At 71.4% G+C, this 23414-nt stretch carries 20 protein-coding genes and 1 riboswitch; of the genes, 10 read left to right on the top strand and 10 right to left on the bottom strand.

Annotated features, from left to right (window positions below; genetic code table 11):
- Positions 1–17 precede the first annotated feature (17 nt).
- Entirely contained in the window at positions 18–1142 is a 1125-nt protein-coding gene (locus FHT37_RS19455; protein ID WP_183483735.1) for an RDD family protein, read from the bottom strand.
- Positions 1143–1375: 233 nt separating this feature from the next.
- Between FHT37_RS19455 and FHT37_RS19450 the strand changes: the two genes are divergently transcribed.
- The 3 genes from FHT37_RS19450 to FHT37_RS19440 all read left to right on the top strand — a co-directional run bounded on the left by FHT37_RS19450 (position 1376) and on the right by FHT37_RS19440 (position 4674).
- Entirely contained in the window at positions 1376–2677 is a 1302-nt protein-coding gene (locus FHT37_RS19450) for a UDP-N-acetylglucosamine 1-carboxyvinyltransferase (RefSeq protein WP_091730040.1), read from the top strand.
- On the top strand, positions 2659–3621 hold the full coding sequence (locus FHT37_RS19445) for a TIGR02285 family protein (RefSeq protein WP_183483733.1): 963 nt from the start codon (positions 2659–2661) through the stop codon (positions 3619–3621). The genes FHT37_RS19450 and FHT37_RS19445 overlap by 19 nt, the downstream gene beginning before the upstream one ends.
- A gap of 120 nt (positions 3622–3741) precedes the next feature.
- The gene (locus FHT37_RS19440) at positions 3742–4674 is read left to right on the top strand and encodes a pseudouridine synthase (protein ID WP_183483731.1); all 933 of its coding nucleotides are present in this window, start codon (positions 3742–3744) and stop codon (positions 4672–4674) included.
- A gap of 216 nt (positions 4675–4890) precedes the next feature.
- Here FHT37_RS19440 and FHT37_RS19435 read toward each other — a convergent pair whose 3' ends face one another.
- Positions 4891–5373 (bottom strand): 6,7-dimethyl-8-ribityllumazine synthase, encoded by a 483-nt coding sequence (locus FHT37_RS19435; protein WP_147240304.1) that lies wholly within the window; start codon positions 5371–5373, stop codon positions 4891–4893.
- A 107-nt stretch (positions 5374–5480) separates the two neighbouring features.
- Positions 5481–5653: riboswitch (FMN riboswitch) on the bottom strand.
- A gap of 276 nt (positions 5654–5929) precedes the next feature.
- Here FHT37_RS19435 and FHT37_RS19430 point away from each other — a divergent pair.
- Positions 5930–7228, top strand: coding sequence for a diguanylate cyclase (locus FHT37_RS19430; RefSeq protein ID WP_183483729.1), 1299 nt, complete (start codon positions 5930–5932; stop codon positions 7226–7228).
- A gap of 70 nt (positions 7229–7298) precedes the next feature.
- On the opposite strand, the gene FHT37_RS19425 is transcribed toward FHT37_RS19430, so the two are convergent.
- Positions 7299–8117, bottom strand: coding sequence for an HDOD domain-containing protein (locus tag FHT37_RS19425; RefSeq protein WP_091731834.1), 819 nt, complete (start codon positions 8115–8117; stop codon positions 7299–7301).
- 155 nt (positions 8118–8272) lie between these two features.
- Positions 8273–9034, bottom strand: a complete 762-nt coding sequence (locus FHT37_RS19420; protein WP_183483722.1) for a TSUP family transporter — start codon at positions 9032–9034, stop codon at positions 8273–8275.
- 617 nt (positions 9035–9651) lie between these two features.
- Between FHT37_RS19420 and FHT37_RS19415 the strand changes: the two genes are divergently transcribed.
- From FHT37_RS19415 to FHT37_RS19400, 4 genes are all read left to right on the top strand, one after another.
- Positions 9652–10317 (top strand): RNA polymerase sigma factor, encoded by a 666-nt coding sequence (locus FHT37_RS19415; RefSeq protein ID WP_183483720.1) that lies wholly within the window; start codon positions 9652–9654, stop codon positions 10315–10317.
- Positions 10317–10817, top strand: a complete 501-nt coding sequence (locus FHT37_RS19410; RefSeq protein WP_221211163.1) for a hypothetical protein — start codon at positions 10317–10319, stop codon at positions 10815–10817. The genes FHT37_RS19415 and FHT37_RS19410 overlap by 1 nt, the downstream gene beginning before the upstream one ends.
- A gap of 77 nt (positions 10818–10894) precedes the next feature.
- The gene (locus tag FHT37_RS19405) at positions 10895–12061 is read left to right on the top strand and encodes a hypothetical protein (protein ID WP_183483716.1); all 1167 of its coding nucleotides are present in this window, start codon (positions 10895–10897) and stop codon (positions 12059–12061) included.
- 49 nt (positions 12062–12110) lie between these two features.
- Positions 12111–14441, top strand: a complete 2331-nt coding sequence (locus FHT37_RS19400) for a DEAD/DEAH box helicase (protein WP_183483715.1) — start codon at positions 12111–12113, stop codon at positions 14439–14441.
- Between the two features lie 58 nt (positions 14442–14499).
- On the opposite strand, the gene FHT37_RS19395 is transcribed toward FHT37_RS19400, so the two are convergent.
- A complete protein-coding gene (locus FHT37_RS19395) occupies positions 14500–14664 on the bottom strand; it encodes a hypothetical protein (RefSeq protein WP_158238893.1) in 165 nt (54 codons plus the stop codon).
- A 207-nt stretch (positions 14665–14871) separates the two neighbouring features.
- Here FHT37_RS19395 and FHT37_RS19390 point away from each other — a divergent pair, with 207 nt between their 5' ends.
- Both FHT37_RS19390 and FHT37_RS19385 read left to right on the top strand, forming a co-directional pair.
- Positions 14872–15276, top strand: a complete 405-nt coding sequence (locus FHT37_RS19390; protein ID WP_183483713.1) for a thioredoxin family protein — start codon at positions 14872–14874, stop codon at positions 15274–15276.
- Between the two features lie 174 nt (positions 15277–15450).
- Positions 15451–16827, top strand: a complete 1377-nt coding sequence (locus tag FHT37_RS19385) for a M17 family metallopeptidase (RefSeq protein WP_183483711.1) — start codon at positions 15451–15453, stop codon at positions 16825–16827.
- 21 nt (positions 16828–16848) lie between these two features.
- Here FHT37_RS19385 and FHT37_RS19380 read toward each other — a convergent pair whose 3' ends face one another.
- The 5 genes from FHT37_RS19380 to FHT37_RS25180 form a co-directional block, all read right to left on the bottom strand.
- Positions 16849–18552: a GMC family oxidoreductase gene (locus tag FHT37_RS19380; protein WP_183483709.1), complete on the bottom strand. Its 1704-nt coding sequence runs from the start codon at positions 18550–18552 to the stop codon at positions 16849–16851.
- 70 nt (positions 18553–18622) lie between these two features.
- Positions 18623–20050 carry a cell envelope integrity protein CreD gene (creD, locus tag FHT37_RS19375; protein ID WP_183483707.1) on the bottom strand — a complete coding sequence of 476 codons (1428 nt, stop codon included), beginning with the start codon at positions 20048–20050 and terminating at the stop codon, positions 18623–18625.
- Positions 20051–20112: 62 nt separating this feature from the next.
- A complete protein-coding gene (gene creC / locus FHT37_RS19370) occupies positions 20113–21630 on the bottom strand; it encodes a two-component system sensor histidine kinase CreC (RefSeq protein ID WP_091729966.1) in 1518 nt (505 codons plus the stop codon).
- A gap of 6 nt (positions 21631–21636) precedes the next feature.
- Positions 21637–22368, bottom strand: a complete 732-nt coding sequence (gene creB / locus FHT37_RS19365) for a two-component system response regulator CreB (protein ID WP_183483705.1) — start codon at positions 22366–22368, stop codon at positions 21637–21639.
- Between the two features lie 8 nt (positions 22369–22376).
- On the bottom strand, positions 22377–23309 hold the full coding sequence (locus FHT37_RS25180; RefSeq protein WP_310739762.1) for a helical backbone metal receptor: 933 nt from the start codon (positions 23307–23309) through the stop codon (positions 22377–22379).
- Positions 23310–23414 lie beyond the last annotated feature (105 nt).

The raw sequence follows: 23414 nt of genomic DNA, 5'->3' as shown, positions 1-23414 counted from the left end.
CGGAGCGGCCGGGGCGGTCAGCCGGTGAGGTCTTCCGTCAGGCGCAGGCGGCGGGGGTTGCGGGTGTCGATGACCGCGGTGTGGGCAGCCTTGTCGTGCAGGCCCTGGCGATTGGCGTCCCACAGGATCTGCAGGAAGCCCATGCCGCCCGTGGTGGCGCCGGCCGCGTAGCCGCCATAACGCCGCACGCAGAGCATCGGCTTGAGCGGCTTGCCGGTGAGCTCGACGATGCGCAGGCCCATCAGCTTCTTGCCCGGCGTCTGGCCCGGCCAGATCAGCGGGAAAGCAACGAAATACGCGAAGGCCCAGGCCAGGTTCAGGCCCACCAGCTCCCACCAGTGCCGCAGCTTCTCGATCGGCGAGCGCTTGGCCTCGTCCTTGAGCTTGCGGACCTCCTCCTGCAAGGCCTTGATGCGCACCCGGTCGGCCTTGCGCTGCAACTCCCGGTCGTGCTCGAGCCGCGCCAGATCCAGTTCGCCCGCGCTCGCGGCCGAGGCCGCCGCGGCGACCGCTGCCTTCACCAGGTCCTTCGTCTCGGCACCGGCCTCGTCCGACTCGTCGTCCGAGCGGTCGTTCCGGTCGGGGGAAGCGGCGGCGACGGCCTCGCGGCGCGCCTGCTTCGTCGGCTCGTCGATGTGCTCCATCGTGCTCGAGTACAGCCCGAACGCGACCAGGCACAGCGCCGGCGCCCAGCCGAGCCAGCCGCTGTCCGCCCGCAACTCGCCGCGCGAGGCACGCTGGTGCTTGTGCCAGCGCCACGCGATCCAGCAGAAGCCCGCCAGCAGCGGCGTGTTGCCGAAGTTGGAAAGCACCGTCACCAGGGTCACGTCGACCGCCATCGCCTTGGCGCGCTGCCACGGCGAGGCCAGCGGCAGGCCCAGCAGCGCGGGCGCGACGTTGAGGTCCTCGGGCGTGATCCAGTCGCGCGGGTCCTGCGGCGCTTCGCCGGTCGCAGCGCTCGGGGCGGTCGGGGCAGCGCGAGCGGAAACCGCGGCGGAGGCGACGGTTGCAGAGGCGACGGCTGCGGCCGCGGTGGTGGCAGAGGCGGCAGCGGCTGCGGTGGGGGGGAGGGGAACGGGCGCCGGGCTGTCGGGCAGCGCCGGGGCGGCAGCCGACGGGGACGGATCGACGGGCGTGGTCATGGGCCGGCATTGTCGCGAGCGCGACCCGGCCCGCAGGCCCATGACTTCCCCTAGCGGCGGCGCCGCGAGCGGGCGGAAGTTTTCCTCCGGCGCCGGAAGGGACGCGCGCTGGCGGGCGGTCCGGCCGCGTTGCAAGATGTCGCCCCATGTCCCGACCGGGCGCCGGGCCATCGAACGACCCCCGATAATTCGCGCTCGCCCACCGATTCCCACCGCGCGCTCCGCGCCAGGCCATGTCCAATCTCATCGTCCACGGCGGCTCGCCCCTGAAGGGCCGCATCGTTCCCTCGGCCAACAAGAACGCCGTCCTGCCCATCCTGTGCGCGACGCTGCTGACCCGCGAACCGGTGCGGCTGCACGGCGTGCCGGAGATCACCGACGTCAAGAAGATCCTCGAGGTCTTCCGCAATCTCGGTAGCCATGTCGCCGTGGACTTCAAGAGCGGCGTGCTGGACCTGCATCACCGGGACACCCACTTCGACGCGGCCAAGGACCACCTGCCCGAGGAGATGCGCTCGTCGATCATGCTGGTGCCGGGCCTGATGGCGCGCTTCGGCGCCGCGCGCATCGAGGACGACGTCAAGGGCTGCACGCTGGGCGCGCGCGAGATCGATCCGCACGTGGAGGTCTTCGAGCGCTTCGGCGCCAGCGTTGACCGCGCCGCGGACGGCCTGCTGCTGCAGGTCCCCGGCCAGCTCAAGGCCAACGACCACTGGACCGACTACGCGTCCGTGACCACGACCGAGAACTTCGTGCTCTGCGCCGCGCTGGCGCACGGCACCTCGACGCTGATGAACGCGGCCAGCGAGCCGCACGTGCAGGAGTTCTGCCAGTTCATGCAGATGCTGGGCGCCAGGCTCGAGGGCCTGGGCACCTCGCGCCTGACCATCCACGGCGTGAAGGAACTGGGCGGCGGCGAGTTCACCTTCGCCGAGGACTTCCACGAGATCGTGACCTTCCTCGCCCTGGGCGCCATCACCGGCGGCGACGTGAGGGTCAAGAACTCGCATCCGGAACAGTTCCCGCTGATCGACCGCACCTTCGCCAAGTTCGGCGTGCAGATCGTCCACGAGGACGGCTGGTCGCACGCGGTGGTGGACGGCAAGCTCAAGGTCAAGGAGCCCTTCACCCGCAACATCCTGCAGAAGGTGGAGGCGGCGCCCTGGCCCTACCTGCCGGTGGACCTGCTGCCCATCTTCGTCGCGCTGGGCGTCAAGGCCGAGGGCAGCGTGATGTTCTGGAACAAGGTCTACGACGGCGCGATGGGCTGGACCACCGAGCTGTCCAAGTTCGGCGCGCACGCCTTCCTCTCGGACCCGCATCGCATGGTGACCTTCGGCGGCAAGACGCTGAGCCCGGCCGAGGTCGAGAGCCCCTACATCATCCGCGTCGCGATCGCGCTGCTGATGGTGGCGGCCAGCATCCCCGGCAAGTCGGTCATCCGCAACGCGACGCCAGTCCGCCGCGCGCATCCGCAGTTCGCCGAGAACATCACCCGCCTCGGCGCCAAGGTGGAATGGGTCGACGGCGACTGATCGCCGCCTGGGCGATCCTGACGGCGGCCTGCGCCGCCGCGCAGCCGACGCCGCCGGGCGCGACACCGAGCGCGACACCGGGAGCGACAGCGGCCGCCTCCTCCGCGCCGCCCGTGCTGCGCTGGCTGGTGCAGGACATGCCGCCGCACTTCGCCTACCGCGACAAGCGGCCGCCGCAGCGCGTCGAGGATCTCGGCGACGGCGAGGTCGACGGCTTCCTGCGGCTGCTCATCGAGCGCATGCCGCAGTACCGCCACGAGTTCATCGAGCTCAGCCTGCCGCGTTTCGAGGCCCAGGTGCGCCAGGGCGAGACGATCTGTTCCGTGCTGCACGTGCGCACGCCCGAGCGGCTGCAGTGGCTGTACTTCACCACGCTCCATCCGCCGATGCTCTCGCGCCAGATCCACGTGGTGGTGCGCCGCGAGGACCTGGCGAAGTTCGCGTCGAACGGCCAGCCCCTGCAGCTCGCCGACCTGCTGCGCCGCACCGACCTCACCGGCCTGCTGCCGCGCGACCGCAGCTTCGGACCGCGCATCGACCGCCTGCTCGCGGAGCATCCCGAGCGGGCGCCGCGCTCGGTCGTCGCCGGCCGCGGCGCCCATCTGCTGCCGATGCTGCGCGCCCGGCGGATGGACTACACGCTCGAGTACCCGGTGACCGTCGACGACTTCAGCGCCAGCCACGCGGGACCGCCGGAGCTGGTCAAGCTGCCGCTGGTCGAGGGCCGCAGCACGCTGGTGGCCACCGCCGGCTGCAGCCGCACGCCGGACGGCCGGCGCGCGATCGAGGCCATGGATCAGGCGGTGCGCCAGCTCGCCGCCGACCCGCAGCGCGAGGCCTGGATCAAGGCCTGGCGCAAGGGCACGCCGATCGACGCCGACGACCTGCAGCGACTGAACCGCTTCCTCGACGAACGCGCGCGCGGACCCGCACAGATCGAGTGATCGCCTGATCGAACGACCGCCCTCCTCAGATCCCCTCCCGCCCACCGACCTCGCTCACCGGTCCCGCTCAGCGCCGCCCGCGCTCACCGCCACTCCCTCGACGCTCTTCGACGACTCGCCATGGCCCGCCCTCCCAAGCTCGAACTGCCGCTGCGAGACGGTGTTGCCGCGAGCGCGCTGGCCTGCCCGCCGGGGTCGTGGCCGCTGGTGCTGGACTTCCTGGCCGAGCGGCTGCCGCTGGTCGCGCGCGACGACTGGGCGATGCGCATGGAACGCGGCGACGTGCTGGACGACATCGGCGCGCCGCTCGCGCCGGACGCGCCTTACCGGGCGCAGCGGCGCCTCTACTACTGGCGCTGGCTCGCGGCGGAGCCCGAGGTCCCGGGCCAGGCGCGCGTGCTGCATCTGGACGAGCACCTGCTGGTGGCGGACAAGCCGCACTTCCTGCCGGTGACGCCCAAGGGTCGCTATGTGCAGCAGACCTTGCTGACGCGGCTACGCCGGGAGACGGGACTGGCGGACCTGAGCCCGGTCCATCGGCTTGACCGCGAGACGGCGGGGCTGACCTTGTTCTCGGTCCAGCCCGCGACACGTGACGCCTACCAGCGCCTGTTCCGCGACCGCGATGTGGAGAAGGTCTACGAGGCGATCGCCCCGTGGCGCGACGAGGTCGCCGCGCGGCTGCCTTTCGACTACGAGAGTCGTCTCGAGGAGCATCCGGTGGACTTCATGCAGATGCGCACGGTGGCGGGCGAGCCGAACGCACGCACGCGCATTGCGCTGCTCGAGCGCCTGGCCGCGGACCGCGCCCGTTACGAGCTGCGGCCGCACAGCGGCGTGAAGCACCAGTTGCGAGCGCAGCTGTGCGCGCTGGGTCTGCCCATCGAGGGCGACCGCATCTATCCGGTGCTGCGCCCGGTCGAGGACGAGGTGGATTTCAGCCGGCCGCTGCAGTTGCTGGCGCGCGAGATCGCCTTCACCGATCCGATCAGCGGCCAGCCGCGGAAGTTCGTGACTTCCCTGAAGCTGGCCGGGTCCCCCGCGCCTGGATAAGGCCCGAGTACTACGATCTCACTGGGCCCGGACCTGGATAAGGCCCGAGCGCCTGGATCTCACTGGGCCCGGAACAGGGCTTGGGGTTCCCGGACGGGACGCCCCATGCCCTGTGATGGGCCGCGCTTAGCGACGGCACGCGAGCGCCGCCGGCAGGGCGCTCAAGCGCCCCGCACGCCTCGCAACGTCGAGCGCATCGAGCGCGTCGAGCGCCGCTCAGGCCGTCAACGCATCGAGCCGCCGCAACGCCGCCAAGGTCGCGCGGCAAGCGCTCGCGAGCTCGGTGCCCTTGACCACCAGGTGCTCGTGAAAGAACCCGTGGTGGGTCGCATGCTCGTGGAAGGCCAGCGGCGTCAGCACCGCCGAGAACACCGGCACGCCGGTATCGAGCTGCACCCGCATGAGCCCGTCGATGACGGCTTGCGCGACGAAGTCGTGGCGGTAGATGCCGCCGTCGACGACCAGCGCGCAGGCGAGCACCGCATCGAACTGCCCGCTGCGGGCGAGTTTCATCGCATGCAGCGGGATCTCGAAGGCGCCGGGGACGTCGAAGGTCTCGACGCGAACGGGGCCTGAAGCCTCGAGGCCGCGGATCGCGGCCTCCCGGCATCGGCCGACCAGGTCGGCATGCCAGCTCGCGGACACGATGGCCACGCGGGGGACGGCGGAGGAGGGGGAGTGGAGGGGGGTCTGATTCATGTGAACCCTTTGCAAGGTGGAACGATGAATCAGGGCGCGCACGCACAACGCGGCCGCCCGGCGGCGCAGGCGCGAACGCTTGCGCCGGCCCGCGAGGCCGACGATGGACGCGATCTCTTTCATCCGGACTGTGACCGTCGGCCCTGGCCTCTCACCAGGTCTGCTGACCCCGGCACCGCAAGGGCGATGCCGGGCGCTCGCGGGCTCCCGGGATCGACGGCCTGACGACCGCGTCCCGGATACCGCCGGTGGGGACTTCCACCCCGCCCTGAGAACGCTGCCCCTCGCGCCTTCGGGGGAAAGCGCGGCGGGGCGGGCGGATTCTAGGCAGCGCGGCGCGGCGTCGATGTCGCCTCGGCGCAAGACCCTGAAGGGAAGGGTCGGTGGGGCGATCCTCGATCCGCCGACGGCCCGTCCGGATCGCCGCGGGGAACGCCGGGCGACGTCCCGCTTGGAGTTTCCCCGGGGAAAGCGCCGGGCGCGGCTCGGCACAATGGCTCGACGGTGACTTGACGGCGACCCGCCGCGACTCCGGTCGCGGCCCTGGCATCCACCCATGACCCACAAGGCCATCCGCATCTCGCTCGGCGCGCGCCCGCTGCTGGCGCTGCTCGCGCTGGGCCTGCTGCTGATCGTGCTGTCCAGCGGCTGGCAGCTGCGCCAGACCACGCTGCAGCGCGCCGCGGAGACCGGCGCGGAGCTGAGCGCCATCCCCCTGATGTATGCCGGCCCCCTCGCCTACAGCCTGCAGCAACGCCCCCAGAAGCCGGAAGCCGTGCATGGCCTGCTGCATCACATCCTGACCCGCCACAAGCTGCGCCGCGTGGAACTGCGCACGCCGGACGGCGAGCAGTTCCGTGCCCTGTCCGACGACGACGGCGAGCCCGGCGAGAGCGCCGAGTTCTCCCTCGCCGACACCGGCGAGCTGCGCCTGCAGGCCACCGCCGCGACCGTGCTGGATACCCTGCGACGCGATCCGCTGCTGCGCAGCACGCTCATCCACCTGGCCATCGCGACGGCGCTCGGGCTGGCCGCGGTGCTGCTGCTGGACCGCTGGGTGCTGCAGCAGTTGCGGCGGCTGTCCGAGCAGGCCAGCCGCTTCGATCCGACACTGCCGCCGCCCTCGCCGTTCTGGCCGGAAGCCCACGAGCCGCGACCGCGCGAGCTGCTGCAGCTGGAGCAGGCCATCGACCATGTCCGCACCTCGCTCGGCGACGAGCTGCATCGCGAGCAGTCGCGTGGGCGCGAGATGCGCGAGGAAATCGCGCGCCAGCATCGGGCCCTGCAGCAGGCGGAGCGGTCGCTGGAGGCCAAGCGCAGGGAGCTGGCCTCGATGGAGCGGCACGACGCGCTGACGGGCATCGCGAACCGGCGGGAGTTCGACGCAGCGCTGCGGCGCGAATTCAAGCGCGCACAGCGCGATCAGGGCCGCCTGGCCTTGGCGATCCTGGATATCGATCACCTGAAGCCGTTCAACGCGCACCACGGCCGCGGCGCCGGCGACGAGGTGCTGCGCCGCCTGGCCCGGTTGCTGTCGGATCATTTCCAGCGCGACACCGACCTGGTCGCCCGCCTGGGCGGCGAGGAATTCGCCGTGCTGCTGCCCGGCCTGGACGCCGAGGCGGCGCAAGGGCTGATGGAGACGCTGTGCGATGCATGGCGCTCGCTCGCGGTGCCACATGGCGCGCTCCCCGACGGTGCACCGGACGAAGGCATCGTGACCCTCAGCGCCGGCCTGGCGGCCTCGCAACCCGGCCATCCCTACCTGAGCCCGCAGGCGCTGATGCAGGCGGCGGACGAAGCCCTCTACCTGGCCAAGCACATGGGCCGCGACCGGCTCTGCCTGGCGTCCTGAACCCGTCTTCCCAAACGGAACGGCCGCCCCGGAGGGCGGCCGTCGTGGCAACGGGCGCGGTGCGGCGCGATCAGCGGCCGCGCGATTCCGCCTGCTGGAGCTGCTCTTCAACGCGGCGCGCGGCGCGCAGCATCAGCGTCTCGTCGAGCTGCGCCTGCGGGGCGATCTCCATCACCGTCTCGTCGAGCGACTCCGGCTTGTTCATCAGCGTCCAGGCGACCAGCGAGATCGCGCCGACGCCGCGGCGCTGCATGGCCTCGGGCATCTGCAGCTCATCCTGCACCTGCACGTGGTATCTCACGCTGGCCACGGCGGCGGGCGCCAGGCCCCAGCTCTCGCACAGGGCCGCGCCCAGCGCGTCATGGCTGACGCCGAAGGCGGTGTGCTCCAGTTGGACCAGTTCCTTGTCGCTGCCGGCCGCCCGCAGCATCGCCGGGTAATGCCCGGGCGCGTGGCGATAGAGCACCGCCTTGCCGCATTCCTCGAACAGGCCGGCCGAGTGCGCCGCCCAGGGGTCCACCCCGAGCATCTGTCCCATGCGGCCCATCAGCAGGCCGCGCTTGGCGGCGCGGGACCAGACGGGTTCAAGCTCGACGGCGGGCGGGAAGGCGGCGCGCAGGCCCATCTCGAAGGTGATCGCGGCGACCTCGCGCATGCCCAGGTAGGTCAGCGCCTGGTGCACCGTCTGGACCCGGCCTCGCAGGCCGTAGAGCGAGGAATTCACCGCCTTCAGCACGGCGGCGGCCAGCGCCATGTCGGTTTCCACCAGGGAGGAGACGGCCTGCAGGTCGATGTCCTCGTCCGCCATCAGCAGCGAGAGCTTGACCAGCACTTCCGGCTGGGTCGGGATCTCGATATCCAGCGCACGCAGTTGAGGATCGACAGGCATGGTGAGCAGCGGTTGTTTGGTCGGATGGTAGCCCGGGCGGCGGGACGCCGGCATCCCGCCTTTGGCGGACAGCCGGTGACGAGTTGTTCACGGGGCGTTTGGCGTTCCCGGGGACGGCGTACGCCGGCGGCCGCGGCGTGGTTCGCGGCGCGGTGTCAACGCAGGAAGGCGTCGTAACCCGTCTTGAGGATCAGCAGCGACACGACGACGACGAACATGCCGCGCACGAACCCGGCGCCCTTGGCCAGCGCCATGCGCGTGCCGACCAGGCTGCCGATGACGTTCGCCACCGCCATCACCGCGGCGACGTGCCACCAGACGTGGCCCTTGGCCGCGAACAGCACCAGCGCCGCGAAGTTGGTCGCCGTGTTCAGCAGCTTGGCGGTCGCGGAGGCGTGCAGGAAATCGAAGCCCAGCAGGCGCACGAAGAGAAAGACGAAGAAGCTGCCGGTGCCCGGGCCGAAGAAACCGTCGTAGAAGCCGATCGTCAGGCCGATCGCGCTGGCGATGAGCGTCTGCGTCGTCGCCTCGTGACGGGGGGCATGGTGCCGGCCGAGGTCCTTCTTCGCCAGCGTGTACAGCAGCACGCCGAGCAGGATCGCCGGCAGCGCCTTGCGCAGCCCGCTCGGATCCACCTGCGTCACCGCCCAGGCGCCCGCGAAGCTGCCGACCAGCGCGGCGCCCGCCGCCGGCATCAACGCCAGCCAGGGCAGCGACACGCGCTTCGCATATTGATGGGTGGCCCAGGCAGTCCCCCAGATGGCGGCGCCCTTGTTGGTGCCGAAGAGGGTGGCCGGCGCCGCGTTGGGATAGACGCTGAACAGCGCGGGAACCAGGATCAACCCGCCGCCGCCCACGACGGCATCGACAAAACCGGCCAGCAGCGACGCGACGGCCGCGGTGAACAACTCGATCATGAACAGCGATTCGCAAGGGCAGGAGCAGCCTCGGTCGCGAGGCTGCGGACATGGGCCGCGAACGATCGCTGGGAACGCACAACACCGGACCCCGAAAACAAAACGGGCACCTGATTCAGGTGCCCGCGAATTGTGACAGTGTCACTGCGATTCGTTGGTGTTGGTTTGATCTGTTTGTCTCCTCAGCCCCCGTAGGCAACCCCCTTGGCGTCGGCTTGTCGCTGGCGCGGGACGGGTGTCGCGTCGAGTGGGATGGATGCTAGGACCCGGTCCCCATGCACGCACTTGGGGTTTTCACCCGGCGCATGCACCAAGATGGAACGGTTAGCCGGCCCTCACTTGCACGAAATAGCCCCGACGAAAACGATTTGCGAACATCGCACGCCGCACTGTTCTCGCTCGTGGGCGAGGGCCGCCAGTGTGGCGCGAAGGTGTCATTTCCCTGAAACATGGGGGTGGTGCGCGCGCTGGCGGGCTGTTCTTTTTTGCGTGGCGGGAACTTTTGGAGCCGCCCGCGCAATACGGTCATGCTGCGAGACGCGGTCTCGCGCTGCCGAACTCCTCGGCGACCGCCGGTCGCCGCTCCGCCACCGACGCAACGACCACGCCGAACGCCGATGAGCTTGTGGACCCGCCTGGCCGGCCGCGCCCGCCCGAACCCTGACGCCGAGCCCGACGCCCGTTCGGCGTCGACCTCCTGCGCCACCAGCGCGGCGCTGGTGCGCCGCCTGCGCCAGGGCGATGCCGGCGCGCTGGAGCCGCTGTACCGCAGCGAGTCGCCCGGTGTCTATCGCTACGCGCTGGCCCTGTGCGGCCAGGCCGACTGGGCGGCGGACGCGATGCAGGAGGCCTTCGTGCAGTTCGCCGGCCGGCCCGAGGGCTGGGACGCGGGCCGCGGGACGCTCGGTGCCTACCTCGCCGGCATGGCCAGACATCACCTGCTGGGCCGCTGGCGGGACCGCCCGGTCGCCCATGACGAAACCGACGCCGAGACCGCCGACGACCCGGCCGAGGCGCCCGAGCAGCAGCTGGTTCGCGCGCAGGACCAGGCGCGCGTGTGGGCGGCCCTGGCGCAGTTGCCCTGGACCTTTCGCGAAGCGGTGGTGCTCGTCGACCTGCAGGAGCGCCCCTATGCCGAGGCGGCGCGCATCGCGGGCGTCGAGCTCAACACGCTGCGCAGCCGCCTGCACCGGGGCCGCGCCCGGTTGCTGGCCGCCTTGCAGGACGAGTGTCGGCCCGGGGTCGACACCGCCGCGTTCGACCGTTCATCGAAGTCCGCATGATGAAGACCACCGACTCCTCCCTGCCTCGCACCGCTCGATTGGCCGACTGGCTGTGGGCCGTCGCGCAGGACCTGAGACAACGCGCCCCGTCGCGCGAACGCGATGACGCGGTGCTCGACGCGATGCGGCGCCAGTTCGACGCCCGGCAGAAAACCGCCAAGGCCGGCCGGTGGCGCTGGGCGTTGGCGGGGCCCGCGCTCTGCGCGTCGGTGCTGGTCGCCTGCGTGTGGCTGCTGGGCTCGGCGCCGCCGGGCGAGTCCGGCGCCACCGTGATGGGCAACCCCGGCAGCGGCTTCATCGTGCTGGTGTCGGCGGACCGCTGGGCTGCGTACGAGAAGGCCGGCGCGAGCACCGCCTGGCTCGTTCCCGCTGAAGTTCCGCGCGAGCGGCTGGCCCTGCTGGGCCTGCCTTACGACCCCACGGACGCCGCAGCCCCAGTGCGGGCGGAACTGCTCGTCCACGCCTCCGGCGACGTGCTCGCGATGCGCGTCATGCCCTGAACCGACCGACGTCCTCATCGCTCGACATGGATCGCTCTGCCTCTTCATTCCCGCTGCCCTGCTTCCTGGAGACCGCCATGAACACCGCCTTCCCCCCACTCGCAGCCCTCACCCTGGCGTTCGCCGCCACCGCGGTCCACGCGCAGCCCGCGCCCGCCCCCGACGCGCGACCCGCGCCTCAACCACATGGGTCGGCTTCGCCGCGCCCGTCGCCACCTTCCTCGCCCGCGATGCCCGCCGTCGTGCCGCCCGTCCCGCCGACGCCTCCGGTCCCCGACGTCGCCGAACTGATTGCTGAGTCGGGCGTCGCCACGCACATCCTGAGCGCCGAGCGCGTCGTCAAGGGCGCGCCCTATTGCGCGCAAGCCGTGCACGAGACTGTCCAGGCCCTGGCCGACGGCAATCGCATCGTCCGGCAGCAGACCAGCCAGCTGTGCCGGGACGGCGAGGGCCGCACGCGGCAGGAGGTGGAACGCCAGGGCCGCAAGATGGTCTACCTGCGCGACGCGGTCAGCGGCGAGAACTGGCTGCTCGACCCCGAGCGCAAGACCGCCCGCTACCTGGGCGGCGGCCGCGCCTCGGCCGAAGCGCAGCGCGAATACGGCGAACGCATGCGCGAGTACCAGGACAAGATGCGCGACTACAACGAGAAGATGCGCGAATACGGTCGCAAGATGCGCGATTGGGCGCAGGAGAACTTCGCCCACGGTGAGCCAACCCCGCGCGGCGACACGCCCCGGCCGCCGTCGCCGCCCGCCGCGCCGCGCGTGGCGACGCCAGTGGTGATCGCGCCGGGCGAGGGCGGCCAGGAAGTCCGCGTCATCCGCGTCGAAACCCCGACGAGCCCCACCCCGCCGATGCCGCCGCTCCCGGCGGCCCTGGCTCTGCGTCTGGAACCGCTGACCGTCCCCGGCGTCGACGGGCCGCTGAGCGACCTGCCGCCCAAGGAGATCGAGGGCCTCAAGGTCACCGGCGGTCGGGCAACGCGCATCATCCCCGCGGGCAAGATCGGGAACGAGAAGCCGATCGTGATCTCCCGCGAGGTGTGGACCTCGCCCGATCTCAAGGTCACCGTCAGCGCGCAGACCAGAGATCCGCGCAGTGGCGAGCAGAACTACCAGTTGCGCAACATTCGCCGCGCCGAGCCGGATGCCGCGCTGATGCAGGTCCCGGCGGACTATGCGAAGACGGGCCTGCCCAAGCCGCGGGCGCCCAAGGACGCCAGGGAGCGCAAGGAAGGCTAGGCGGCCGGTCCGACTCGCGCGTCGCGGCCGGCACCGACAATCGCGCCCGATGACCGCACCGCCCGTTCCGCTCCCGCCGAAATTGACCTTGCAGACCCTGAGCCGCGGCGATGGCCTGCTCGGGATGCGGCCGCACGGCAAGCTGGGGCCGCGCGGCGATCGCGTGACGCTGCTGCGGCTGGAGCGCTGGCCGGCGGATCCGGCCGCGCTCGAGCAGTGGCAGGCGCTGCCCCTGCATGCGGTCGACGTGGAGATGCTGCAGTGGCGGGACGCCTCGTTCGGCCATGGCCTGACGCCCTGCTGGACGCTGGAACAGGAAGATCTGTTTCCCGATTTCGCCGCCGACGAGTTGCCGCGGCTGCGCGGTCTCGGCTGGGAGATCGAGTGTCTGCCCGGCTTCGCGCATCACAGCGTCGCGATCGATGCCTGGTCGCTGGAGGTCCAGCCTGCGGGTGACGTGCCGGATGAAGGATTCCGGCCCGAGATGCCCGGCCAGGCCGACCGGCTGCCCGGCCTGGCGCTGTCGCGCCGCAAAGGGTCCTGGCTGCTGAGCCTGGGGGTGACCGTGCAGGGGACTCGCGTCGATCTGGCGCCGATGATCTGGGATCTGCTGCGCAAGGACCGCCGCTGGCTCTACGCCGAGGCGATCGCCGGCATCGACGACGACGCGATCGTGGGCCTGAAGGCGCCGGGCGGACGTCGCCTGCACACGACCGCTGCGCCGCTCAAGCGGCTGATGCTCAACCTGCTGGACGTGCTGGTCGCGCAGCGATCGAGGCGCGGACCAGTGGCGCTCACCGCTTGGGAGGCGGCGCGGCTGGCGGCGCTCGACACGCCGGACAGCCGTTGGCAGGTCTACGGCGCCGACGAGTTGCGCACGATGTGGCAACGCCTGCGCGATGCCGGGCCGCCGCCCGTGCCGGCCGAGCCGCCCGGGCTGGGGATCACGCTGCGCCCGTACCAGTTGCAGGGCCTGGCGTGGCTGCAGTACCTGACGCGCCAGCAGTTGGGCGGCATCCTGGCCGACGACATGGGCCTGGGCAAGACGGCGCAGGCGCTCGCGCACCTGTGGGTCGAGAAGCAGGCCGGGCGGCTGACGGCGCCGGCGCTGGTCGTCGCTCCGACCTCGCTGATCTTCAATTGGACGCAGGAAGCGGCGCGCGTCGCGCCGGGCCTGCGGGTGGCCGCGCTCGCCGATCCGGCGGAGCGCGGCGAGGTGCTCAAGCGCCTGGGCGAGATCGACCTGCTGCTGTGCAGCTACGGCTTGGCCTGGCGCGAAGTGCGGGCGCTGACCCGGCCGACGTTCTCGGTGCTGGTGCTGGACGAGGCCCAGGCGGTCAAGAATCCGCGCTCGCGCGCCGCACGGGCCCTGCGGCGGCTGCGTGCCGGGCAGCGGATCGTGCTCACTGGCACGCCACTCGAAAACCACCTCGGCGAGCTCTGGACCCAGTTCGACTTCCTGATGCCGGGCTACCTCGGCGAGTCGCGCTCCTTCGCCCGCCACTGGCGCAAGCCGATCGAGCAGACCGGGGATGCCCGCCGCGCGCGGGAGCTCGCGAGCCGCGTGCGGCCATTCATCCTGCGCCGGCTGAAGGAAGAGGTCGCGCGGGATCTCCCCCCGATGACGGTGCTGACCCAACGCATCCCGCTGCTGGGGCGGCAACGTCAGCTGTACGAAAGCGTCCGGATCGGCGCCGACCACCTGGTGCGACGGCTGCTGAAGGAGTCTGAGATCTTCGGCTCCGGCCTGATGTCGGTGCTGGACGCCATGTTGAAGCTGCGCCAGGTCTGCTGCGACCCGCGGCTGGTGCCGGGCATCGAGATGGCCCCAGGGATGGAGACGGCCAAGCTCGCCTGGCTCCGGGAGAAGGTGCCCGAGATGATCGCCCAGGGGCGGACGATCCTGGTGTTCTCCCAGTTCACCGGCATGTTGGCGCTGATCGAGGACGCGATGCGCGACGCGGGCGTGCCGCTGATGAAGCTCACCGGCGACACCCCCGAAGGGCGGCGGGGCGAGGTGGTCCGGCGCTTCCAGGCGGGGGAGGCGCCGCTGATGCTGGTCAGCCTGAAGGCGGGTGGCGTTGGGCTGACGCTGACGGCCGCCGATACCGTCATCCAGGTGGATCCGTGGTGGAACCCCGCGGTCGACGCCCAGGCCCACGCACGGGCGCATCGGATCGGCCAGTCGCGGCCGGTTTTCGTCCACCAGCTGGTGATCGAAGGCTCGATCGAGGAGCGGATGCTCGAACTGCAGGCCCGCAAGCGGGCGCTGGCTGACGGCCTGTTGGGCCGCGATGGCGGGGAAAGTCTGGAGAAATTCAGCGCCGACGAGATTGATCGGCTGCTGGCGCCGCTGCAGTCACCGGAGGACGAGGACTGAGCGGCGGCTGTGGCGGCGGACGCCGGCCCGGGACCGGGGGCGGCTTCCGCGCCGGGGATCAGCGCTTGCGGTCGAAGCGCAGGGCGCGCGCGACGCTGCGGCGGTCGCAGCCCAGACTGGCCACTTCGAAGGCCTCGTGCTTGCGGCCCTTGTCGTGGTTCGCCAGTTCCGGCATCGGAAGGCGGCGCGGCTGGGATTCGGTACGGGTCTGGAACTTCATCATGGTCGGGGACCTCTGGCTTTTCAGCGTCGGGAAGCGGGGGATGACCGCTTTGTGCCAGCTAACGCAAGCCTTTGGGACTGCGTTGACAGCGCCCTCACAAATCTGAACAAAGCTCGCGCCATCGTCACGCATGACGCACCAATCAGGTGCATAGGACGCAATTCGAACGCGATCGCGCCTGGCGCTTTCCCGCTAAGCTCGCCTCCCATGTCCGCCGTGTCGCCGTCCCCCTCGTCTCCCCCGTCGGCCCCCTCGTCCGAACTGCTGATCGCCTGCCTGTGCGCCGCCTGGTGCCGCACCTGCGACACCTATCGGGACGATTTCGCGAGCTTGCGCCAACTGCATCCCGGCGCCCGTTTCCTCTGGGTCGACATCGAGGACGACGCCGAACTGGTCGACGACCTGGAGGTCGAGACCTTCCCCACGCTGCTGATCGGCCAGGGCGAGCGGCTGTGTTTCATCGGCCCGGTGCTTCCCGGCCCGGGCGCGGCGCAGCGTCTGATCCAGGCGGCCGAGGACAACCCGGCGATGTCCGCCGCCAGCCCGAGCGCGCCGGCCGGCACCACCGCCGCGGCGCAGGCCTTGCTGTCGCGCCTGCGACAGTCCTGCTGATCGCCCTTCCCCTCACCGGTTCCTGACGGCGACCCGCCATCGGGCGACGCTCGTCGGCGGCGTGCCCCCGGACGGCGGCATGACCCCCTCCACCGAGGGAAGCGCGAGCGAGAATGCGCCACCGCCAACCCCCAGGCCGGCCTCCCGCGCGACCCGCGACGGACCGGTGCATCGATGAACGTCCAATTCAAGAACTCGGTGGCTCGCGCCACGCCCATCCTGGCGCTCGATCGCGCCACGTACCAGGCCCTCGGCCCCAAGCTGCCCAAGCGCACCCAGCAATGGCTGGCGACGCTCGGCTTCTCGGCGGCGCCGGACACCTTCGCGCTGGTGCCGGGCGAGGACGGCAAGCTGGCCCAGGTCTTCGCCGGCGTGGCCCATGCCGCCCATCCGTTCGCGCTGTCCGCGCTGCCGCTGGCGCTGCCCGAGGGCAACTACACGTTGTCGCCGGAGGGCCTGGCGCTGCAGGACGAGGCTGCGGCACTGTCCTGGGAGCTGGGCTGCTACCAGTTCGACCTCTACAAGCCGCGCAAGCGCGAGCCGGCGCAGCTGCTGATCAAGAGCAGCGCGGACGGCCAGCGGGGGCTGGCCATCGCGACCGCGATCTCCGCCGTGCGCGACCTGGTCAACACCCCGGCCGAGCACATGGGCCCGGAGGAGCTGTCGAAGGCCGCCGCCGTGGTGGGCAAGCAGCATGGCGCCAAGTTCAAGGAAATCGTCGGCGACGACCTGCTGAAGAAGAACTTCCCCGCCATCCACGCGGTCGGCCGCGCCAGCAGCCGCGCGCCGCGCCTGGTCGAGCTGAACTGGGGCAGCGACAAGCATCCGCGGCTGACGCTGGCGGGCAAGGGCGTGTGCTTCGACACCGGGGGCCTCGACATCAAGCCGGCCGACGGCATGCGCCAGATGAAGAAGGACATGGGCGGCGCGGCCAACGCGCTGGGCCTGGCCACGCTGATCATGGCGCTGAAGCTGCCGGTGCGCCTGCAGGTGCTCATCCCGGCGGTGGAGAACTCGATCAGCGGCAATGCCTACCGGCCCGGCGACGTGATCAAGACGCGCGCCGGCCTGCACATCGAGATCGGCAACACCGATGCCGAAGGCCGCGTGATCCTGTGCGACGCCCTCGCCTACGCGGCCGAGTTCAAGCCCGAGCTGATCATCGACCTGGCGACGCTGACCGGCGCCGCGCGCGTCGCGCTGGGCGCGCAGTTGCCGGCGCTTTTCGCCAGGCACATGGACACCGCCCGCGACCTGGTCGACCTGGGCCTCAAGATGGACGACCCGCTGTGGCACCTGCCGCTGTGGGCGCCCTACAAGGAAGGCATCACCTCCAGCATCGCCGACATCGTGAACACCGGTCGCAGCCCGCTGGCCGGCGCGATCAACGCCGCGCTGTTCCTCGAGGCCTTCATCCCGGCCGAGCAGGACTGGCTGCATGTCGACCTCTTCGCCTGGAACGACATCGCGCGCCCCGGCCGGCCGGTCGGCGGCGAGGCCCAGACCATCCGCACGCTGCTGGCCTACCTGGAAGAGCGCTTCAGCGGCTGACCGCCGCTCCCTCCCCGTCGGTCATTCCCCGGCGCGCAGCCAGGCGGCGGCGCGCTCCGCGATCATCAGCGTCGGCGAATTCGTGTTGCCGCTGGTGATCGTCGGCATCACGCTGGCGTCGATGACGCGCAGGCCGCTCACGCCGCGCACGCGCAGGCGGCTGTCGACCACCGCGCCGTCGTCGCCGTCGCGCCCCATGCGGCAGGTGCCGACGGGATGGAAGATCGTCGTCGCGATGTCCCCCGCCAGCCGCGCCAGCTCCTCGTCCGTCTGGAACTGCACGCCGGGCTTGTATTCGCTGGGCCGGTAGCGCGCCAGCGCCGGCTGTTCGACGATGCGTCGCGTCAATCGCAGGCTGCGCGCGGCGACCTCGCGGTCCTCGGCGGTGCTGAGGTAGTTGGGCGCGATCAGGGGCGCGTCGGTCGCATCCGCGCTGCGGATCGCGACGCTGCCGCGGCTGGTGGGATTGAGGTTGCAGACGCTGGCCGTGAACGCGTTGAAGCCGTGCAGCGGCTCGCCGAAGGCCTCCAGCGACAGCGGCTGCACGTGGTACTGCAGGTCGGGCCAGGCCTTGTCCGGACCGCTCCGGGCGAACGCGCCCAGTTGCGAAGGCGCCATGCTCATCGGCCCGGTGCGGCGCAGCGCGTACTCGAGCCCGATGCGCGCCTTGCCGAACCAGCTCGACGCCAGCGTGTTGAGCGTGCTGACGCCCTCGACCTGGAACACCGCGCGGATCTGCAGGTGATCCTGCAGGTTGCCACCGACGCCCGGCAGGTCGCGCGCGACCTGGATGCCGTGCCGCTGGAGCAGCGCCGCCGGGCCCAGGCCCGACAGCTGCAGCAGCTGCGGCGAGCCGATCGCGCCCGCGGCGAGCAGCACCTGGCCGCCCGGGTTCAGGCGGATTTCCTCCAACCCCTGAGGCGTGCGCACGAGCACGCCCTCGCAGCGCGTCGCGCCGTCGACCTGCTCGAACAGCAGCCGCTGCGCCTGCGTGCCGGTCCACATCTCGAAGTTGGGGCGGCGATAGCAGGTCGGTCGCAGGAAGGCCTTGGCCGTGTTCCAGCGCCAGCCGGCGCGCTGATTGACCTCGAAGTAGCCGACGCCTTCGTTGTTGCCGCGATTGAAGTCCGGCGTCGCCGGGATGCCGGCCTCCTGCGCGGCCGCGGCGAACGCGTCCAGCACCGCCCAGCGCAGCCGCTGCTTCTCCACGCGCCACTCGCCGCCGTGGCCATGCAGGGCGGGATCGAAACCCGGCGGCCGCTCGGCGCCGTCGTCCAGCCGCCAATGGTCCTCGTGCTGGCGGAAGTAGGGCAGCACCGCGTCCCAGCGCCAGGCGTCGTCGCCGGAGGCGGCGGCCCAGCCGTCGTAGTCGCGGGCCTGGCCCCGCATGTAGATCATCCCGTTGATGCTGGAGCAGCCGCCCAGCACCTTGCCGCGCGGGTAGCGCAGGCTGCGGCCGTTCAGGCCGGCGTCGGGCTCGGTCTTGAAGAGCCAGTCGGTGCGCGGGTTCCCGATGCAGTACAGGTAGCCGACGGGAATGTGGATCCAGTGGTAGTCGTCGCGGCCGCCGGCCTCGAGCAGCAGCACGCGTTTGGCGGGGTCGGCCGACAGCCGGTTGGCCAGCAGGCAGCCGGCGGTGCCGGCGCCCACGATGATGAAGTCGAAGCGGCCCGAGGCCGCCTCGCGGACCGTCGCCGGTCCGCCCGCAGGGTTGTCTCCGCCCATGTCTCTCTTGTCGTCCAGGGTCCGTGGAGACCCATGCTGACCGAGCCGCGGGCGGGCGGCAACCGCGTTGTCACGGAGTGCCCGCGGGCGCGACCTCCGGCGGATCCGCAGTGCGCCCGCCCAGCGCATACCAGTCGATGCGCCGCGTCAGCGCCATCACCGCGGCCAGCACCGCGAAGAGCAGGGTCGCGCCGACCAGCAGCGAGGCCGTCTCCAGGCTGAGCAGCACGTACAGCGCGCCGTAGAGCACCGCGACCAGCGCGCCGAAGCCCAGGCCGCGCCAGGCCGCCCCGAGCATCGAAGCCCCGTAGAAAGCCAGCAGCCCGACGGCCGCGCCAGCCGCCAGCGCATAGGAGACCGGGAAGCTCAGGTGCTCCGACAGGCTCAGCAGCAGCAGGAAGAACAGCGTCATCGCCAGGCCGACCAGCAGGTACTGCACCGGATGCACGCGGCGGCCGGACAGCAGCTCCAGCAAGCCGACGCTGACGAAGGTCAGCACGATGAACATCAGGCCGTACTTGATGGCGCGGTCGCTCATCACATACGGGTTGACCGGGTCGATCATCGAGAAGGCCAGCGTGTCCGCCACGACTTCGGCGCGGCCCTCCTGCGCGGCGACCCGGGCCGGCGCATACGCGGCGGGGCCGGCATCGGGGTCCCGCGCCACGCCGGGCAGCGCGAAGCCGGCGAGCACATCGCGCGGCGCGGTCGTGGCGAGCTCGGTGACCTGCCATTGCGCTTCGAAGCCGCTGTCGTCGATCCGCCGGGACATCGGCAGGAAGCGGCCGCCGAAGCTGGGATGCGGCCAGTTCGAGCGCAGCTTCACCTGCGTCGCCGACGCGGCGGGCACGATGCCGAAGTCGGTCATGCCGATCAGCTTGATGGCCACCGTCAAGCTCAGCGGCTGGTCCAGCGCGGAGTCCGGCAGCACGGCATGCAGGCCATGCGGATAGCTGCCGTGGCGGGTGCCCGGGCGCACCGCCAGGGCCTCCGTGCCGCGCTTGAGCGTCACCGCGCGCAGGCCGCGCGCGTCGCTGACGGCGACCATCACGCGCGGGTCCTCGCAGTTCAACCGGCCCTTGTGCTCGGCCACCGGCACCAGCGCGCCGAGCGACGCCCAGCGCGCCTGCAGCGCGACCTCGCCCGCGTAACCGTTCACCTTGAACAGGCCGCGCTGGCGCTGTTCCTGGTTCAGCGTGCCGTCGACGGCCAGTTCGGCCGGCACCGCCGACAGCACGAAGTCGCGCCGCTCGGCGGTGCGTGTCTGGTCCTTGCCGGTCCCACTGACGTTCTCCCACTCCTCGGTGCAGCTGCGCTGCAGCACCGGCCCGAGCAGCACCTGCGGTCCGGCCTGCGCCAGCGCCACGCTGGCCTCGGCGGCGCGCTGGCGCTGCTGGCGCTCGTCGACCAGCCAGCCGATGCGCATCAGCACCATCAGCAACAGCAGCGTCACGCCGCCCAGGATCAGCAGCTTCCACCACAGCGCCTTGCTCTGCATTCTTCCTCTCCTTGCCCGCGGGCCATCCAGGGAAGGCGGCAGTCTCGGCAGGCGGGGTGAGCTCAGGACGAAGTTTGTGTGGCGGCCGTGAAGTGGGGGAAGGACAGCCGCACGCGCAGGCCGGGCTCGGCCGGCTCGAAGCGCAGGTCGCCGCGGTGCAGGCCGGCGATCTGGCGCACGATCGCCAGGCCCAGGCCCGAGCCCTTGCGCAGGCTGCCCGGTCGCGCCGTCGAGAAGAAGCGCTCGCCCAGCTGCGCGAACGCGGCGGTCGGCACGCCGGGCCCCTGGTCGCGGAGCTCGAAGAACGCGCGGCGGCCGCCCGCCCCGGACGCGGGCTCGATGCCGACCTGCAGCGTCAGCTCCGCGCCGGCGGGCGAGAAGTCGATCGCGTTGACCAGCAGGTTGCTGATGGCGAGCATCAGCATCTCGGCGTCGGCCTGCAGCTCGACCTCGTCGCGGCGCAGCCAGCGCACCGTCAGCGCCTGCTGCGCCAGGCGGTCGTCGAGTTGCGCGAGCACCTCGTCGACCGTGGCCGCCAGCGCCACCGGCCGCGGATGCGCCGGCCCGCGCCGCAACTCCAGCGTCGACAGCGCCAGCAGCCGCTCGACCAGTTCCGTCATGCGCTCGCTCTGCGAGACCACCTGCGCGGCGAAGCGCTGGCGGTCCGGCGCCGGCAGGTCGTCCTGCAGCAGCTCGCCGGCTCCGCGCAGCGCCGCCAGCGGGCTCTTGAGCTCATGCGTGAGCGCGCGCGCCATGTGCTCGAGGCGCTCGCGCCCATCGAGCCGCTCCCGCATCGCGTCCATCGCATGGGCCAGGTCGCCGAGTTCACCGGGCACCTTGGGCGGCGCCTGGCGCTCGCCCATCTGCACTTCCTGGGCGTAGCGGCGCAGGCGCCGCACCGTGACGATCATCCAGGCCGTCACCGCCACGCCCACCGCCAGCGATACGGCCAGCAGCGACAGTCCCGCGATCCAGATGCGGCGCTCGGCGCGGTAGATGATCTGCTGCACCGCGGCGGCCGGCTTGGCGACGGTGACCACGCCGATCGTGCGGCCGTCCAGGCGCACCGGCGCGGCCACGTACATCACCGGGCTGCCCTGCGCGTCCTTGCCGTTGCCCAGGTCGCCGGCGTTGCCGTAGGGGGTCAGCTGTTCCGGCGTCGTCCGGGCGCCGTATTCGCCGCGCAGCGTGCGGGCGACGTCATTCCAGGCCGAGTAGTCCTGCCCGACCGCCGGCGCGGGACTGGTGTCCAGCACCACGCGGCCGGCGGCGTCGGTGACATAGATGCGGAAATCCAGCGTGCGCTTGCGGGCGCTGAGGATGCGGGCGTCCACCGGCCGCTCCGCGTAGTCCTTCACCCGTTGCGCGAAAGCGGTGCCCACCAGGTCGCCGCCGGGCGGCATCGCGGCCAGTTCATCGCGGGCCAGCGCCGCCACCAGGTTGGCGGTGTCCACCATCATGTCTTCCATCACCTCGCGCACGCTGGGCTTGAACTCGCCCAGCACCACGCGCAGCAGGATGAAGGCGCTCAGGCCCGCCACCAGGAAGAAGCCGAGGAACAGCCGCAGGCCCAGGCGCATGCGCCGTCACTCCAGCGAGTAGCCCATGCCGCGGTGCGTGCGGATGGGGTCCAGCTCCGGGCGCACCTGGCGCAGCTTGGCGCGCAGCGTCTTGATGTGGGTGTCGACGGTGCGGTCGCCGCTGTCGGCGTCCAGGCCCCAGACGGCATCGAGCAGGCTCTCGCGGCTGTGGATGCGGCCGGGCGCCTTCAGCAGGCGCAGCAGCAGGCCGAGCTCGCGGCGGGTCAACGGCAGCAGCTCGCCATGGAAACGCACGCGGGAGCCCTCGGCCTCGACGAGGAAACCGGCCACGGCCGGCGCGCTCGGTTCCGCCGGGGCCTGGGCCCGCCGCAGCAGCGCCCGCACCCGCGCCACCAGCTCGCGGTTGCTGAAGGGCTTGGCGAGGTAGTCGTCCGCGCCGAGTTCCAGCCCCAGCACCTTGTCGCTCTCCTCGCTGCGCGCGCTCAGCATCAGCACCGGCAGGCGCCCGAGCGGGCCCTGGCGCAGTTCGCGGCACAGGTCCAGGCCGTTGCCGTCGGGCAGGCCCACATCCAGGATCGCCAGGTCCGGCGGGGTCGTGGCCAGCGCGGCGCGGGCCTCGTGCAGCCAGCCGCAGGCGCGGACGCTGTAGCCCTCGCGTTCCAGCACGAAGCTGACCGTCTGGGCGATGGCGGGGTCGTCCTCCAGCAGCAGCACCTGACCGGCGAACGGCGCGGGCGGCAGGGCGGGCGGGGACGGAGCGGGAGCGGTCGAACTCATGGGCGCGATCATCGCGGAGCGGCGGACAGTCCGCGAAGGTAACGCAGCCCCTCGGCGGCGCGCGGGCCATACCAGCTGACCAACTCGCCATCGACGAGGCGCACCCTCGCGTTCGGGCAGAGCGCCTGGGCTTCGGTCAAGTGCTGGGCGCCGAACCGGTAGGGCTCGGAACTGAGCAGCAGTTCGTCGACGCCGGCCAGCCAGGGCTCGTCGCCGGTCAGCACCGGATAGCGCGCCGCGCCATGCTCGCCGCCCTCGACCGGGGGCCAGGTCGACCAGCCCACCTCCGCGAGCATGCGGGAGATATAGGTATCGCGGGCGACCGTCATCCAGGGGTCGCGCCAGATCAGATAGAGGACGCGGGGCGCCGGCCGCCCCTCGCCGGCTGCCCGCAGGGCCAGGCAGGCCGCCAGTTCCTCCCGCAGGGCGTCGGCCAGCCGGTTCGCCCGGTCACGGAGATCGGGGACATGCGGGAGCGAATCCGTCCCTGTCGAACTTTCTTCCGAGCCTTGGAGATTTCTGCCGGTGAGTTCAGACCTGACCCTCCAATCGGCGGCAAAAACCTCCACCATCTCCACCATCTGGGTGACCAAGGTCAGGTTGTCAGCGGGTGCGCAGGGATGCGTCACCACCACATGGGGGACGAATTCGCGCAAGGCCTGGACCGTCTCGAGCCGGTTTTCATCAACGTTCACGATGACATGACTGGGGGCCAGCCTCCGCAGCTTGGGGAGATTGACGTCCTTGGTTCCACCGATCTTTGATATTGCTGACACCGCCGGCGCGGGATGAATGCAAAAACCGGTGCGACCGACCACCCAAGGCCCCAGTCCGAGGGCGAACAGCAGTTCGGTCACCGACGGAACCAGCGAGACGATGCGCAGCTCGGGCGTGAGCGGGACGGGTGTGGACGGCGGGCGCTGGAGGGCGATGGGCGTCACCTTGTGCGATTAGGGGGCGGGTTCACCCGCATAGTGGAAAACACCGAGCGCCGGCGGGGGGTCTCGGGAGCCGGTTTTGCCCCGATGTAAAGCCGGGGGCGAGGG

The organism is Mitsuaria sp. BK037 (assembly GCF_014193045.1).
GTDB lineage: Bacteria > Pseudomonadota > Gammaproteobacteria > Burkholderiales > Burkholderiaceae_C > Roseateles.
This window is presented reverse-complemented; position numbering and strand designations above follow the sequence as displayed.